This is a genomic window from Acinetobacter sp. CIP 51.11 (genome assembly GCF_000369665.1).
GTDB classification, from domain to species: domain Bacteria; phylum Pseudomonadota; class Gammaproteobacteria; order Pseudomonadales; family Moraxellaceae; genus Acinetobacter; species Acinetobacter lwoffii_S.
The window spans coordinates 36,933-52,539 of the sequence record NZ_KB850129.1 but is presented as its reverse complement, the minus strand read 5'-3'; the positions used below and the strand labels follow the sequence as shown (position 1 = coordinate 52,539).

Here is a 15,607-nt window from a genome sequence, read left to right as displayed (position 1 = left end):
TCAAGTCATGACAGCTGACACAATAGAGCAATGGGTGGAGAAAGTATCAAACCAATTCGGAAAAGAATACATGTTTACTTTTTAATGACAACTTACATTAATATTTATGAACATATTTGATAATCGTAAATATAGACAAAATTAATATGCTTAGTGCCATTTAACATAATGGCGATTATACGAAAGGCCCTTGTTAGAACCCATTTAAAGTGTCTATATTCTCACCAATAAAAATGTCTGGTTTATGATGGTTTTTATCACCATGGACTGGATATAAAATATGGATGCTGATCACTATGTCTGATAAAGAAATTCAACGTCTTGCAGTTCTGCAAGACGTTAGAGATCATCGTATTACCCAGGTCCGTGCTGCTGAAATCCTGAATCTTTCCACCCGTCAAATTACCCGGTTATTGCAGAAGCTCAATCAAGATGGTGTCTCAGGTATGGCACATGCCAGTCGTGGTCAACCGGGTCATCGTCGCCATGACGTCCTGTTAAAATCAGAATGTCTTTCCATTATTTCTGAATATTTTCTTGGCTTTGGTCCTACATTGGCTCATGAGAAGCTCAGCAGCATGTTTGGGCTGCATATTGCTGTGGAAACGGTTCGTCGCTGGATGACTGCAAATGACCTCTGGATTCCTCGATCCAAGCGCCTGAAACGTCCATATCAGCCTCGATACAACCGTGATTGCTTCGGTGAGCTGATCCAGATCGATGGCTCATATCATGACTGGTTTGAAGGCCGAGCTTCCAAATGCTGCTTGCTGGTTTATATCGATGACGCCACTGGAAAGCTGTTGCATCTGCGCTTTTGTGAGGCTGAAACGACCTTTGATTATATGCTTTCAACCCGAGCCTACATTGAGCAATACGGCAAGCCTTTAGCGTTTTATAGCGATAAACACTCGGTATTCCGAGTGAATCAGAAATCGAGCCAAGATAGCCAGATCACGCAATTTGGGCGGATTCTGAATGAGTTAAATATTGATATTATCTTCGCCAACTCACCCCAGGCCAAAGGCCGTGTGGAACGTGCCAATAGAACACTCCAGGATCGCCTGATCAAGGAAATGCGCCTAGAAGGTATCTGTTCAATTGCCGAGGCAAATGCCTGGCTGCCCTGCTTTATTGAGCATTTCAATCAGAAGTTTTCCAAGTGTGCGCGAAACTCAAAGAATTTACATCGGCCCTTAACCGAATCTGATCTTGAACTGGATGATATTTTTACCTGGCAGGAACCGCGTAAGGTCACCAAGAATCTGACCCTGACCTATGACAAATGTATTTATCTGCTTGAACCGATAGAGCTGAATGATAAGCTTGTTGGGCAATATATTTCATTTCTGGAGTACCCGGATGGGACTGTGGCCCTCATGCACGAGGGACGAAAGCTCAACTACAGCATTTTCAATAAATTGGCTGGGCTACAGCAGAATGAGATCGTTGAGAATAAACGGTTAGGTACAGTTCTGGCACATATTCAGCAACAGCATGAAGAGTTGGAAAAACAGAATAAACGTTCCCGTCTCAAGAAAAGTATGCCGAGTCGTAAAGCTCAGAAAGCTGTTATTGAACAAAGAAAGTTAAATCCTGTGCTTGACTCTTGTGGTTAAAAACAGGACATTTTAAATGGTTTATCGCATAGACATTTTAATTGGTGAATAACACAGTGTTGTAAGTCCAAAATAGAAATATCCGCTTTCAGACTCTGGCATTGATTATGCCACCTAACATTAAAAGTGACATTGGCCATACGTTTTTAGCCAAATTATGCGTTGCCCAGATCCTCAGTATTAATCGGTAGAAAGTGTGCGTGATCTAGACTGCTCAAGCATAGATATTTGAGTACTTTCCGCCTGCAAAACTGGGTTAAGACGATTACTTTTCAATTTGATTTGCAAGCGCAGTTCATTATTGGAGTCCGTATTACGCTTAGCATATGGTGCATAAATTTACGTGCTTCATCGAGCAATTCGGTTGTATACATATCGAGATTCCTGAGATCATGACTGGTCAGCCGTGTAGAATCAGCTGAAGCAAGACCTCTAATAAATTATTGTTATTGTTTATTTTTTAATTTAATTATTTTTATTCAATTTATAAAATCGTTCTAATCATTATTTTTATTTTCAAACGCTGTGATGAGCTAGTTTAAGCATCTGGGAGATGCGCTGATCGGCTTCATCCGATTCTGTCTTTCCCCAATCAATTGAGGAAAGACATCATTCAGTTTTAAGCACTACGCTTCAAACCTTCGAGCCGTAGTGAGTCAGTCATATTTAACAATAGTTGTTCGGTTTTTGTCCAGCCCAGACATCCATCAGTTACAGACTGACCATAAGTCATTTGCTCAGAAATTTTCTGGTTGCCGTCAACAAGATGACTTTCTAGCATTACGCCACGAACATTGGTCTGTAAGCGTTCTGCCACGGTCTGCTCCAATACTTCAGGCTGCAGCATCGGATTTTTTGAGCTATTGCCATGACTACAGTCAATCACCAATGCCGGTAAGTCGATCTGATGTTTGGCCCGGATTTTCTCAATTTCTGACAATTGGTAATTTGGTCCGCTATTCGAGCCACGTAAAATCAAATGTGCTTTAGGATTACCTTGCGAGTGTAAAATGCATGGTAAACCAGACTGGCTCATCCCCAGGAATTGATGAGGATGAGAGGCAGACTGAATGGCATCTAATGCAATCTGGATCGAACCGTCAGTACCATTTTTGAAACCGATGCTGTACGGCATATGGCTGGAAATTTCGCGATGAATTTGCGATTCGCTGGTACGTGCGCCAATCGCACCCCAAGCTAATAAGTCATCGAAATAAGCAGTTGCCATCGGGCTAAGAATTTCAGAGGCAATGGGCAGACCCATTTCAATGATTTTTAGGTATAAGTCACGAGATTTTTCCAAGCCCAATTGCATATTGGATGAACCATCCAGATTTGGATCGTAAAGGAAACCTTTCCAGCCTACGGTAGTCCGCGGTTTTTCGATATAAGCACGCATCACCAGGAAAATCTGATCAGATAGCTGTGACTGAAGCTGTTTTAATTTTTCTGCATAGTCTAGCGCCGAAGCTTCATCATGAATGGAACATGGGCCGGTGACCACCATCAAATGATGATCCTTGCCTTCTAATATATTTTGAATGATTTGACGATGTTCAGCGACTTGGCTGGCCAATTGCGGAGACAGTGGCAATTGCTGCTTAAGCTGCTGAGGTAAAATTAAAATGCTTTCAGCATGATGTTGTTGTGATGTATTTGGGGTATTCATGACTTTAATCCTGGGACTGGCAATCAGTCCAAACTTTTATTTGAGCGTTATGGGTCTAATCGAAAGTGTTGTGAGTGTCATTAGCTGACTAAAATAAGACCAATAAAAGTTGTTAAAGTATGAATAGTTAAAGTTTGTCATGGCTGTCTCCAAAATATTTTAAAAAATGAAAGGCATAAAAAAACCTGATCAGGGTTGCCGATCAGGTATAAACTGGTGGGCAACCTTTTCATTGCCCAAACGCATTCAGGCAATTAGCTAAACTGCCAGAAATAAAAATATGCGTTTGAAATGATAGGTTGCTTTAACATGTTATGTCTTTCATAAAATGTGATTCTGAAATTAAAATACGCGCTCTGTGATCATTTGACAAGCATTAAATATAAAAAAATATTTATTAACTTTTCTACTTTTATTTATCGATCAATCAAACCGTGATATGTATCACTAAAATTAGTAAAACCCACAAACCTATTGCGGGTTTTACCAAAGAAACTTCAGTTTAATCCAAAGATTAAAAATTAACGTGAAACACGATTCCAGGCATCACGCACTGCAAATTTAGCCTGTTCCCAGTTTAAACGTGATTCGCCTTTTATTTGTTCCCATTTCAGTCTCAAATCAGGTTCTACGTCTTCAAAACGGGTATGGGCATCATAGCTGCCACGGTTTTCATAACCGACTCGATAGGCCGTATCATAATCACGGTCATAATCCAGATCGCTATAGGTAGTACGGGCATCTGAATAGTATGGCGTATTGATCGAATTATCACGCCAGTAAGCCTGTTCTTCAGTTGGATTTATAGCTTCGCCTACACCTTTACCTGCCAGACCGCCAACGACCGCACCAACAACACCACCGACAGCGACACCCACCGGACCGCCTGCAGCACCAATAGCTGCACCTGCTGCTGCGCCACCTGCAGCACCGACACCTGTACCTACAGGATGTGCGCCAGGTTCACCAGTAATTGGATCAGCATTTAAATCATCGCGGACATCTTTAGGCGCATTCTTAATTACATCACGATCAAAATTATCATTCGACATAGAGCTTATCCTTATTCTTTAAAATGGTTTTATCACGTATTTTCATACGTCCTATTTAATATAAGCATCTGGCATGTAATGACATTAGCAGGCGTGTGTTGTTTCAGTGACTCTCTGTGAGGCTTTCATGCACTAATGTATCCTGAATCAAGTGAAAGCCGCATAAAAAAGCTTAGTCAAAATGAATGACCGTACGGATTGATTTACCTTCATGCATCAGGTCAAAAGCTTCATTGATCTGATCTAATGGCATGGTATGTGTCACAAAAGGCTCAAGTTGAATTTCACCTTTCATGGATTGCTCTACCATTCCCGGCAATTGTGAACGACCTTTTACCCCACCAAACGCTGTACCCATCCATTTACGACCTGTGACTAACTGGAATGGACGGGTTGAAATTTCTTTACCTGCCCCAGCTACTCCAATAATCACTGATTGACCCCAGCCACGGTGCGCACATTCTAGTGCTGAACGCATCACATCTACATTACCGATACATTCGAATGAATGATCTACACCCCAACCGGTCATTTCAACAATCACTTGCTGGATCGGCTGATCATAGTCTTTTGGATTCAGGAAATCTGTCGCACCAAACTGTTTCGCCAGTTCAAACTTATCCGGATTGGTATCAATCACAATGATGCGTCCAGCTTTAGCCTGACGTGCGCCTTGTACCACAGCAAGACCAATACCACCTAAACCAAATACCGCAACACTGTCACCTTCCTGAACTTTCGCCGTATTATGCACCGCACCAATACCGGTAGTCACACCACAGCCCAGCAGGCAAACATGCTCATGGTTGGCTTCAGGATTAATTTTTGCCAGAGACACTTCAGCAACCACAGTATATTCAGAAAAAGTTGAACAACCCATATAGTGATAGATCGGCTCGCCATTATAAGAGAAACGGGTTGTACCATCTGGCATGACACCTTTACCTTGGGTCGCACGCACAGCAACACACAGGTTGGTCTTACCTGACTTACAGAACAAGCATTCGCCGCACTCAGCAGTATAAAGCGGAATCACGTGATCGCCCGGTTTCAGGCTGATAACACCTTCACCTACTTCAACGACCACACCCGCACCTTCATGACCCAAGATCGCAGGAAATACACCTTCAGGATCTTCACCAGACAAGGTAAATGCATCGGTATGACACACGCCTGTATGGCTAATTTTTACCAGTACTTCACCTGCTTTTGGTGGAGCAACATCCACTTCTACAATTTCTAATGGCTGGCCTGGACCAAACGCAACTGCTGCACGTGATTTCATGTAAAACTGTCCTTTTTTTGATGATTTACAGATGACTAACAGTAACCTCTTTCTATTCGGAGATTCAACTATTAACATCACTAGATAAGGAATAAAAGATCCTATAATTAATGGAACATCAATGACTAAACCTTCGCCCTTTGTATGTTTGAGCATTTTTACTTTTAGCATCATGCTTTCTGGCTGTGAACTGGCTCCCAACACTGCTGAAGAAGCGAAAATTACGCCGGTTCGACCTGCGCACTGGATCGACAATCAACTTTCAAAACAGCAAATTAATAGCGGTAAAACGGCTTTCTTGCCGCTCTATGATGGCTTTATGAGTATGGCAGCACGTCTGCACCTGATTAACAAAGCTAAATATCATCTGGATCTACAATATTACATTTGGAAGGATGATTATATTGGCAATATGATCTTGTCCCAATTACTTAAAGCCGCCGATCGCGGTGTCAAAGTACGGGTTCAGATTGACGATCAAAATGGTACCCAGCTTGATGACAAGCTTCTTGCTCTAAGCCAACATCCAAATTTTGAAGTTCGGATTTTTAATCCCTATAAATTTCGTCATTTACGTGCGCTGGATTATGGCTTCCGGATGAAAAAGGTCAATCATCGCATGCACAATAAATTGATCATTGCGGATGGCACTGCAGCCGTGACCGGCGGCCGCAATATCAGTAGTGAATATTTTGATGCCAGTGAAGATTTTCAGTTCACCGATGTGGATATATTCTTCGCAGGGCAAAGCGTAACAGATGCCAATCAGACCTTTATTAACTTCTGGAATGATGATCTGAGTTATGACGTTCGACAGATCTTGAATGATGCCGGCCATCCTGAAATGCTTAAAAGGCTCAGAACTGAATTTGAACGAGAAGATGTTGACGAAACTGAACTCAAACGCCGGGTGGGCATTGCCGAGAAACAAGTCGAACAACACTTAAAAAAACAACCCATTCACTGGGCGCCGGCTTATTTTGTTGCGGATAGTCCCGCAAAAGCACGCCCCCATGCCAAAAATGGCGATTATATTTATACCCATATGCTCGAACTGATGGGTGAGCCAAAAAAACATCTGGAACTGGTGTCCTCGTACTTTATTCCCACGCAAAAAGGGGCCGACTATTTAACCCGCCGTGCGCAACAAGGTGTGAAAATCAGAATCCTGACCAACTCTTTTCAGGCCAATGATGTGGCTGCGGTGCATGCCTATTATCAGCAATATCGTCAGCAATTATTGAAAAGTGGCATCGAACTCTGGGAATTTAAACCCTACATTGTCCGTCCGGAACGGACCTGGTATGAAATTATGACTGGAGACATCATCCCGGCTAAAAACAAAAATAGCTCCAGTTTGCATGCCAAATTTTTTGATCTGGATGGCATGGTGTTTGTCGGTTCATTTAATTTTGATCCGCGTTCAGCCTATCTGAATACCGAAGTCGGTCTGGTCATTGAATCGGAAGATTTTCAGAAGGAAATCACCAGTGCGATGGATCAGTACTTACCACGCGTGGCTTATCAACTTAAACTGAACGAAAAAAATGAAATGATTTGGCTGGAACATCAAAAAGATGGCCGTAGTATTCAGCATTTACATGATCCGGAAACTACAAAATTCCAGCGTTTTATGATGAATCTGGTGACGAAATTTCCCGGTGAATGGTTAATGTAATGACATTAGAATGACCTCACAATTACGACGACATGAAAAGCCTGTATTTTGAGAATGACCGCTTAAATTAACTTAGTCCAATCATCGTTTAAAGGGTTTTACAGTCTATTGCGCTTACTTTAGAATTACATTTTTCTCGTATTTTGCGATTGTTCGCCCTCCACTCCCATGCAATTTTTTGATCTAAGCCGTCAGTTTAAGTTCAGTGATATTCTGACGCCTGTAAAAACCCTCCATGATTTATCCCAGCAAGAATGGTATTTCGCCAAAATTCGGGTGGAACATGACTGTCTGTCCGACTCCGATACGGTCGAGGGACAGGTGGTTTTGAAATCCAGTGAAAATATTCAGCTCGAACTGGAATGGCTGATTCAGGATAGCGGTTATGAATTACAGGTTTTATTTAAAGGTGTAGAAACCGAAGCCACTGATGAGACCGGAATTATGTTGAAAGGTGCACAACTGGTCGATGAACAGTAGCAAGTACTCTCTACCCAAGCGTTGAGCTTATGGATTGATGGTACTCTTTTGCCGATGTTGCCTGAGATCCGTCATGAAATTAAAGCACGTTTAAATTTGTGGGATTATGTCGAATACGATGGCTAATCGCCGCATTTTGCATTTTTTAAAGAGCCTATGGGGCTCTTTTTTATAATCTGAATGACGTTTTAGATTGATCAAACTGCCGTAGTTTTAGTTTTTTCAGGCAATGCCAAGCTAAATAAGTTGTTATAAAATTTATAAAAAATAAAAAGAGAATCACGACATGATTTCTGAGAGTGAATGGCAACAGATTCGCCAAGTGGTCGCTGATGCACAACGGGCTGCCATGCATTGCTCTATTGCAACGGTCAACTCTAAAGGTTTGCCTAGCATTACTCCGATCGGAACTATATTTCTCAACAAAAAGACCAGTACGGGTTTCTTTTTTGATACTTATTCCACTACTTTTTCTGAAAATTTACAGCATCAGCCGATGGCCTGCATACAGGCTGTGAACAGTAGCAAACTGTTTTGGTTTCATTCGTTGCTTAAAGGTAAATTTAAGCGTTATCCAGGAGTACGCTTATATGCAGAAATTGGGCCTTTACGTCCGGCCTCACCTGAGGAAATACAGCAGGTGGAGTCGCGTATTCGAGCTTTAAAATGGACCAAAGGTAGCCAGTTAATCTGGTCCAGCTTTCATCATGTCCGGGAGATTAAAATTAATAGCCATCGCTGGGTTGAATATCCAAATATGAATAAATAAAGCCAATAACTTACAAATAGTAAGTTTATGTCTTGTCTGTAGCCTAAAACCTCTTTAACCATTTTATCTGATTATTGGATTAAATATTAAACTAGACCCACATGTTCAAACATCAATCGGTAACTTTCGGCTTTTTTCTCTAGAGAAACCGGATATGCTCGAGAAGATGAAGGCATGCGATATAAATACAGATCACGTCCGACAAAATGGGCCTGACTTGGCTGGCCAATACTCGGCTTTAAAGTCCCTTCAGGCATGGACAGCATCATGGTGTCTGTGGCCTTGTCGCCTGTGGTCATAATATGATTGCACTGCGGCATTTGGCTGAGCAGTTGCTCAATATTGGTGGGTACTACTATTTCCAAAAATTTGTCTGAAGCATTGCCTTTTAAACGCCGGATCTGATAGCCACTATCAAAAATCGCAATTCCCCTTTCAGTTAAAAAATCCCGGATTAATTGTTCTTGAAATTTTTTATTAGGTAAGTCCAAAAAGTAATCTTTATTTTCAAAGAAAATCAGTCCAAAAATCCGCCACATATCATTTTGATAGTTTGGATAATAAAAGTTCATTTTCCAGCGTGTGGCAGGTGGCGGAAAACTACCCAACATCAGTAATTTGGCATTGGGCGGTAAAAATGGCGGTAGCGGATGCGTTTCAATATCAGACATAGAATTAACTAAATTGAGAGATTTCAACTATTTTAGAAGGTCTTCCGAATCTTGCCAGCTACTTCTTGTCCCCAAAGTGTATAAACTTCCTTACTCGGATGAAAACCATCTGCAGCCATTTGTAAATTCATGGCACGATACTTCTCAATATCGTATTCAATCCATTGCATATTCACTTGCTGATTCACAAAATTTTCTAGTTGCTGGTTCATCTGTTTAGCATACTGGCCAAATAGCCAGGCTAAAGGATTCGGTAGCGCCGGAAACATATTCATTGGCGGCACACCGGCAGCAATGATCAGTTTCGGACTAAATTTTTGCTGAATTTTACTATAAAGCTGTTCCTGTTTCTGAATCCAAACCTCGACAGGTATCAGTTTGGTCACATCATTGACGCCAACCGACGTGACGATTACATCATAGTGCTGGACTCCTATTTGGTCCAAAGCATGAATTACTTTTGAGCTGGTATCGCCTGTTTTGGCCTGTAATTTCCAGTCAATTTCAAAGTCATCTTTCAGTTCATGCAGAATTGCACCCAGTAATGCGTCATCCTGATGTTCTACTCCTACACCTGCTGCTGCCGAATCCCCTAAAATCAGCAGAGACAGTTTGTTGCCGGTTCCGGTTTGACCTTCACGTGCACCTTCAGGTTCCGGCAGTCTTAGGGTATTTTTCTTGACACGATTACCCTGAATGACAAGTGAACCGTACCGGGTTTGTCGGAGACTCAATATTCTGAGAGACTATTCCGATGAAAAAACCAACCTATACCCCCGAAATTAGAGAAAGAGCGGTTCAATTACTAATTGAATCTGAAAAAGATTATCCTTCTACTTGGGCTGCAATCACAGCAATTGCGCCTAAGATTGGTTGTACTCCTGAAACACTTCGTGCCTGGCATCAAAAGCATTTAGATCAGCAAAATCCTATTAAAGTACAACAGATATCTGATCAAGAAAAAATGAAGCAAATGGAACGTGAAATTAAAGAATTAAAGCGTGCCAATGAAATTCTACGTAAAGCAGCCGCTTTTTTCGCCCAGGCGGAGCTCGACCGCCCACACAAATAATGGTGGATTTCATCCATAACAATAAAGACTTATATGGTGTTGATGCGATTTGTAGGATTTTACCGATCGCAGCTTCAACCTATTACCGAACTTTAGATCTCGCTGACAATCCAGAACATCGAGCGAAACGAGATCTACATGATGAGCATCATGCTGAACAAATTAAACGAATTTGGAAGGAAAGTTTAGGTCGATATGGTGTACGTAAAGTTTGGCAAAAATTGAAACGTGAAGGCTATGTTATTGCACGTTGTACAGTTGCTCGATTGATGCAGAAGCTAGATATACAAGGTGTTTGGCGTGGTAAGAACAAACAAACTACCCGCAACCGAGATGATCAAAAACGAGCAGATGATTTAGTGAAACGTAATTTTAGTGCTGATCGACCTGACCAATTATGGGTCAGTGACTTTACGTATATTCAAACTCATTCAGGCTGGGTCTATACCGCCTTTATTATTGATGTGTTCTCACGAGCAATTGTTGGATGGAAAGTATCTACACGGATGAATACAGATATGGTGCTCGATGCACTTGAGCAAGCATTGCACGATCGAGGCATGCCAAAGAATGTGATTCATCATTCCGACAGGGGTGTGCAATATCTTTCGATTCGCTATACCAATCGTTTAGAAGCAGCAAATTTACGAGCATCAGTCGGTACAACTGGTGATTCATACGATAATGCTTTGGCTGAAACGGTGAATGGCTTATACAAAACAGAGGTGATTGAATATTTAAAAGCAGATTGGCAAGGTTTAGCAGATGTACAACTTGCGACACTAAACTGGGTAGATTGGTTCAATAAAAAGCGTGTACACAGTGCACTGGGTTATGTGTCGCCTTTTGAGTTTGAAGCAATGTACTATGATAAGATTAACCCGTTAGGTCAGGTGGCTTAACTTAAATAAAAAAGTCTCCGACAAACCCGGTACGGTTCAAAGTGCAGGAATCAAGGCAATGGTGGCGGCTTTCAGCAACATAGCGGGCTAATTTATATAGGGATATACTTAATTTTACCTGAGTTTATTCTTTTGAACTATTTCCTCAACAGTCATTTTAAATGAATGTTCACCTAAATTTAACTAAGATAGGATTCTTGCAAAATACAGGCTTATACATCTTGCCATTGGGTAAAACATCAAGGATAAATATAAAAAAATCCCGCTTAAAAACGGGATTTCTTATGGAAATTAAAGCTTAGATTTTATAGTCATTCCAGCGATTCATACGCTTAAAAGTTCCCACATCATTAAAACGCACGCCCACTTCTTTCATTACTTTATGCGCCGTTTTGGACGTCAGTTGACGGATATAAAATGGCTCTTTGACCACAAAATGATGAATCGCATGGGTCGAACCAAAATTACAGCAGAATAACTGGAACGGAACCATCCACCATGGATTGAGCACTTGGGTTTGTTTGATCACATCACGTGGATCAATATCGCCATAGTAATGCATATTTGAGCTGACAAACTGCAAGCTAAAAGAACGGATAAAGTTCGGAATCACCCAGATGACTGCCAGCAGATTTACGATTGGCATAGCATCGACAATGCCTTGCGACCAGAGCATCTCATAACCGAATAGCGGTGCAACTGCATTTAAACCATGAAAGACCACAAACAGGTAGCACAATCCATAGTAAATAATGCTGAGAGGTAAAAAGCCAAATAACTGAGAAATCATGGCAATTTTATGTTCTTTTTCAGGCTGTTTTTCCAGAAAAAGATGAATCATTTTAAACATCTGAAATGGACGCAGATACACTGACATCAACTGGTCACTAATCACCAGAATTCGGCGAATGCCCCAAGGCATACCATTACTGATGCCACGTTCTTCCAGGTCATGTTCAGTGCCTGAATATTTATGATGATGCAAATGTAAACGACGACGTGCCCACGGACTAATGGTGTTTGGACGTGCCAACCAGACCAGTGCCAGCATCAGATGATGTGCCCAAGGTGTTTTTTTGAAATACATATAATGAATCAGGTCATGTTCCAATTCATGGGTCAATGATGCAAAAATCGCAATCAAGGGAATGGTAAACCATACTGAGAGATAACCTGTTCCATATGCTACCGCGCATGCAATCATGCCTGCCCAGGCGAAGCCTAAAATACTCGCACCGATAAAGTTCTGATGTTTGAGTATGGGATAACGAGCACGCACCTCTTCCCCGGCCTGGGTAACGATACTTCTGACCTTGGAGATTCGCTGCTGGTCAGTCATATCCGCAGATGTAGACATATGGACAACCTTTAATTTCTGAACGGTTGTACATTAAAGGAAATTCTAAAAAAGAGAAGTTATCTTTCCACTTTTAGAGTGAGTATGTCTAAGTTTTGGACAGTTTGGAAAAGTTCTTAAAATTGGCGAAAATTAGGAAAAGTAAAAGATGGTCTTTCTCATGAAACGAAAATTTAAAAGTAATTGATTTAATTGCAAATTCATCAATAAAATAAAAATATAATTTTTGATAATTTAAAACTTTATTTTAATAATCAATATATTAGGATTTATAAGATTTCGCTTTTTTGTAAATTCAAGCTATACATTTTTTAGAAAAAAATACTGATTCAGAAATTTTTCTCAGTTTGTCATAAAAAATAAAAAGAGAAGCGCTCTAGCTTCTCTTTTTATAGATCTAAGAGCGCTTTTAACCTAACTTGTTCACCAGTTTAAGTGGTAATACTTTCATGGCTAGACCGAGTGGCAACCAAGGCCATTTCGGCACATAAGCCTTAACTGGTGCTTTTTCAATTTCTGCTGCCAATAAACGCGAACCAGTTTTTTCATCTACTTCAAAAGGTAGCTTTTTTGCCCCTTCATTAATTTCAGTACGAATATATCCTGGGAAAATGGTGGTCACTTTTATTGGCGTATCGATCAATTCAGCTCGAATGCCTTCCGCTAAATGAGCCACGCCGGCCTTACTTGCACCATAAGCTGTTAAATGTTTTGGCATACCGCGCATTGCACTCATAGATGAAATCATCACCAGATGGCCAGAGTTTTGTGCACGGAAGATTTCAACTGCAGCTTCACATTGTGCTAATGCCGAAATAAAGTTGGTTTCAACCGTGGCTTTATTGATAGCAAAATTACCTTTACCAATCCGGCGGCCCTCACCGACACCAGCATTCACAATAACTCGGTCAATGGTGCCAAAGTCTTCTTTAAAAGCACGAAACACTTCAAACACTTGATCGTAATCGGTGACATCTAGTGTTTTGGCAATGACTTTGATGCCATATTGGCTTTCCAGTTCCTGCTTTAAGATTTCCAGACGCTCCAAACGACGTGCACAAATCGCCAGGTTATAGCCTTTTTTCGCAAATTCACGTGCCATACCGGCGCCGATCCCTGAACTTGCACCGGTAATTAAAATTGTTTTAGCCATGTATTTACCCTATTCCTTTATTTTTCTAGCGTATTAGGTTTTCAATCTCATTTTAAATCCAGGTCAATAAGTCTGGACGCTGTGCTTTAATAAAATGATGTTCATTTAAACTGAGTAGTTGCGGTTCATTACCCACCAGACGTAGTGTCGTGATACTGGTATTGGTAATCGCCCAGTTCAGAGCAAAGGTTTTCTCCGGACTAAGGCCCAAAATTTTGCCTACAGCCACAGAAATCACCCCACCTGAGGTATAAACTACTGCATAGCGTGGTCGGCTTTTGGACAACTGGTCACACAGATTTTCTAAGCCGCTTTCCACGCGTGCTTTGAAACTTGGCCAAGATTCATCATATTCATGGTGATAATCATCGCCAGTCCAGCGTGCAATTGCACCGCTAAAAATCTTGCTCAGATAATCCCGTGGATTTTCATGTTCTGATACATCCTGTTTCAGCAATTCAGGCTGATTAAAGCGCGGCTCATAACGGGCGAATACCTGCTGATGATTAAATTCATTCCAGGCACTATCGGTCAGAATCTCACTTTCCGGAAAACATTTGTCCAGTGATAATTGCGCTGTCTGTTGATGGCGTTGCATGGAACCAGCCACCACATAAGGCGCTTCTTTCAGGATTTCTTCAAAATATCGACCCAAAAGCTTTGCCTGTAACTCTCCGTTGGGCGAAAGTTGATCGTAACTTTCTGCGCCAAAAGAGGCCTGGCCATGCCGGATCAAGTAAATGGTAGTCATTTTGGCATTATCTCTTTAAATTTAAGCACATACTTTTGTGCAATCTCATTGGCTTCCAGTTTTTGCTTGCCAATCAGTTTTAAGGCACGAATATGCAAGGCATGAATCACCACCCAGAAATCCTTGAATGCTGGATTATTAGTCTGTTTATGGTAATAACGATAATAGATCTGCTGGGCAATGACCGCGAGACGGAATACACCAAACACCTCATAAAATGTCCAGTTCTCAGGCTGCAAACCGGTTTTTCCCAAATAGTAATCCACCACTTCTTTACGGGTGAACATGCCTTTTAGATTGGTCGGCTGACGACGTGTTGCTTTAAAAATGGCATTATCAGTATCTTCCACCCAATAAGCCAAGGCAGAACCTAGGTCCATCAGCGGATCGCCGAGGGTTGCCATTTCCCAATCCAGTACACCAATCACTTCCGTTGGATTTTCTGGATTCAAGATGACATTATCAAAACGCCAGTCATTATGAATGACACAGGTTTTAGAATCTGAAGGAATATTATCTTTAAGCCAGTTGCGTACATATTTAAAGGATGGAACATTAAGCGTTTTGGCCTTTTCATAACGGCCATCCCAGCCTTCTACTTGGCGGCGACAATAGCCTTCACCCTTACCGAGATTTTCAAGTTCAGTCCCTTGATAAGGCACCTGATGCAGTTCGATCAGTTTATCAATCACATTGATACATAAAATCCGGATATCGGATTCAGTAAGCTGCAGCTCAGGTGGTATTTTGGCGCGAGGGATAATTCCTTCCAGACGTTTCATGACATAGAAATCACAGCCAATCACTGATTCATCCTGACAAAGCGCCACCATTTCAGGCACCACCGGATAATGTTCAGACAAGGCTTTTTGTACATGATATTCACGTGCCATATCATGGGCTGATTTGGCTTTGGTACCTTGCGGCGGACGACGTAAAATTAGATCGGCATTGGTATACTGTAAACGGTAGGTCCAGTTTGAAGCTCCGCCTGAATATTGGGTCACTTGCACAGGGCCTTCAACATTCACATTTTGCTGAATTAGCCAATTGGTGATGGCTTGTCCATCCAGTTCTTCACCTGCACGAACTGCTCCACCTACATCAATAACCGCCATAATTTTTCCTTAAAATTTTTTAATACGTTGC

13 protein-coding genes, 2 pseudogenes and 1 other annotated feature are annotated in these 15,607 nt (G+C 41.4%); of the genes and pseudogenes, 6 read left to right on the top strand and 9 right to left on the bottom strand.

The genetic code is table 11. From position 1 onward, the window contains the following. Both F894_RS15240 and F894_RS04130 read left to right on the top strand, forming a co-directional pair. Positions 1-85, top strand: a pseudogene (locus F894_RS15240) (transposase); the annotation flags it as partial. A 199-nt stretch (positions 86-284) separates the two neighbouring features. Next, a complete protein-coding gene (locus F894_RS04130; protein WP_034438116.1) occupies positions 285-1,619 on the top strand; it encodes an ISNCY family transposase in 1,335 nt (444 codons plus the stop codon). Between the two features lie 619 nt (positions 1,620-2,238). Here F894_RS04130 and F894_RS04125 read toward each other — a convergent pair. The 3 genes from F894_RS04125 to F894_RS04115 all read right to left on the bottom strand — a co-directional run bounded on the left by F894_RS04125 (position 2,239) and on the right by F894_RS04115 (position 5,625). Next, positions 2,239-3,288: a 3-deoxy-7-phosphoheptulonate synthase gene (locus F894_RS04125; protein ID WP_005246168.1), complete on the bottom strand. Its 1,050-nt coding sequence runs from the start codon at positions 3,286-3,288 to the stop codon at positions 2,239-2,241. Between the two features lie 521 nt (positions 3,289-3,809). Then, complete coding sequence (locus F894_RS04120) at positions 3,810-4,340, bottom strand: hypothetical protein (protein WP_005246167.1); 531 nt, start codon at positions 4,338-4,340, stop codon at positions 3,810-3,812. 172 nt (positions 4,341-4,512) lie between these two features. After that, a complete protein-coding gene (locus F894_RS04115; RefSeq protein WP_005246164.1) occupies positions 4,513-5,625 on the bottom strand; it encodes an S-(hydroxymethyl)glutathione dehydrogenase/class III alcohol dehydrogenase in 1,113 nt (370 codons plus the stop codon). A 121-nt stretch (positions 5,626-5,746) separates the two neighbouring features. Here F894_RS04115 and F894_RS04110 point away from each other — a divergent pair, with 121 nt between their 5' ends. The 3 genes and pseudogenes from F894_RS04110 (at position 5,747) to F894_RS04100 (ending at position 8,552) form a co-directional block, all read left to right on the top strand. Continuing rightward, positions 5,747-7,303, top strand: coding sequence for a phospholipase D family protein (locus F894_RS04110; protein WP_005106839.1), 1,557 nt, complete (start codon positions 5,747-5,749; stop codon positions 7,301-7,303). A gap of 168 nt (positions 7,304-7,471) precedes the next feature. After that, positions 7,472-7,909: pseudogene (locus tag F894_RS04105) on the top strand (hypothetical protein). A gap of 160 nt (positions 7,910-8,069) precedes the next feature. Further along, positions 8,070-8,552: a hypothetical protein gene (locus tag F894_RS04100; protein WP_005246160.1), complete on the top strand. Its 483-nt coding sequence runs from the start codon at positions 8,070-8,072 to the stop codon at positions 8,550-8,552. Positions 8,553-8,638: 86 nt separating this feature from the next. Here F894_RS04100 and F894_RS04095 read toward each other — a convergent pair whose 3' ends face one another. Continuing rightward, the gene (locus F894_RS04095; protein ID WP_005246159.1) at positions 8,639-9,223 is read right to left on the bottom strand and encodes a uracil-DNA glycosylase family protein; all 585 of its coding nucleotides are present in this window, start codon (positions 9,221-9,223) and stop codon (positions 8,639-8,641) included. A 32-nt stretch (positions 9,224-9,255) separates the two neighbouring features. Continuing rightward, positions 9,256-9,957: an SGNH/GDSL hydrolase family protein gene (locus F894_RS04090; protein WP_005246154.1), complete on the bottom strand. Its 702-nt coding sequence runs from the start codon at positions 9,955-9,957 to the stop codon at positions 9,256-9,258. Between the two features lie 20 nt (positions 9,958-9,977). Here F894_RS04090 and F894_RS04080 point away from each other — a divergent pair. Next, positions 9,978-11,197 (top strand): IS3 family transposase gene (locus F894_RS04080; RefSeq protein ID WP_145972635.1). Its coding sequence is split into 2 segments (ribosomal slippage): positions 9,978-10,254 and positions 10,254-11,197, totalling 1,221 coding nucleotides; the frame shifts between segments, so codons are not numbered across the junction. Further along, positions 10,253-10,369, top strand: a sequence feature (AL1L pseudoknot). (Overlaps the previous gene by 117 nt.) Before the next feature lie 298 nt (positions 11,198-11,495). Here F894_RS04080 and F894_RS04075 read toward each other — a convergent pair. The 4 genes from F894_RS04075 to F894_RS04060 form a co-directional block, all read right to left on the bottom strand. Continuing rightward, entirely contained in the window at positions 11,496-12,554 is a 1,059-nt protein-coding gene (locus F894_RS04075; protein WP_005246151.1) for a fatty acid desaturase, read from the bottom strand. A 409-nt stretch (positions 12,555-12,963) separates the two neighbouring features. Then, on the bottom strand, positions 12,964-13,707 hold the full coding sequence (locus tag F894_RS04070; protein WP_004280440.1) for an SDR family oxidoreductase: 744 nt from the start codon (positions 13,705-13,707) through the stop codon (positions 12,964-12,966). 52 nt (positions 13,708-13,759) lie between these two features. Beyond that, on the bottom strand, positions 13,760-14,458 hold the full coding sequence (locus F894_RS04065; protein ID WP_004280442.1) for a histidine phosphatase family protein: 699 nt from the start codon (positions 14,456-14,458) through the stop codon (positions 13,760-13,762). Further along, entirely contained in the window at positions 14,455-15,576 is a 1,122-nt protein-coding gene (locus F894_RS04060) for a phosphotransferase family protein (RefSeq protein ID WP_005246148.1), read from the bottom strand. Before F894_RS04060 ends, F894_RS04065 begins: the two co-directional genes overlap by 4 nt. Between the last annotated feature and the right edge of the window lie 31 nt (positions 15,577-15,607).

Coding starts and splice junctions, on each gene's coding strand:
- F894_RS04130 (WP_034438116.1), top strand. CDS start 285: ATGCTGATCACTATGTCTGATAAAGAAATTCAACGTCTTGCAGTTCTG.
- F894_RS04125 (WP_005246168.1), bottom strand. CDS start 3,288: ATGAATACCCCAAATACATCACAACAACATCATGCTGAAAGCATTTTA.
- F894_RS04120 (WP_005246167.1), bottom strand. CDS start 4,340: ATGTCGAATGATAATTTTGATCGTGATGTAATTAAGAATGCGCCTAAA.
- F894_RS04115 (WP_005246164.1), bottom strand. CDS start 5,625: ATGAAATCACGTGCAGCAGTTGCGTTTGGTCCAGGCCAGCCATTAGAA.
- F894_RS04110 (WP_005106839.1), top strand. CDS start 5,747: ATGACTAAACCTTCGCCCTTTGTATGTTTGAGCATTTTTACTTTTAGC.
- F894_RS04100 (WP_005246160.1), top strand. CDS start 8,070: ATGATTTCTGAGAGTGAATGGCAACAGATTCGCCAAGTGGTCGCTGAT.
- F894_RS04095 (WP_005246159.1), bottom strand. CDS start 9,223: ATGTCTGATATTGAAACGCATCCGCTACCGCCATTTTTACCGCCCAAT.
- F894_RS04075 (WP_005246151.1), bottom strand. CDS start 12,554: ATGTCTACATCTGCGGATATGACTGACCAGCAGCGAATCTCCAAGGTC.
- F894_RS04070 (WP_004280440.1), bottom strand. CDS start 13,707: ATGGCTAAAACAATTTTAATTACCGGTGCAAGTTCAGGGATCGGCGCC.
- F894_RS04065 (WP_004280442.1), bottom strand. CDS start 14,458: ATGACTACCATTTACTTGATCCGGCATGGCCAGGCCTCTTTTGGCGCA.
- F894_RS04060 (WP_005246148.1), bottom strand. CDS start 15,576: ATGGCGGTTATTGATGTAGGTGGAGCAGTTCGTGCAGGTGAAGAACTG.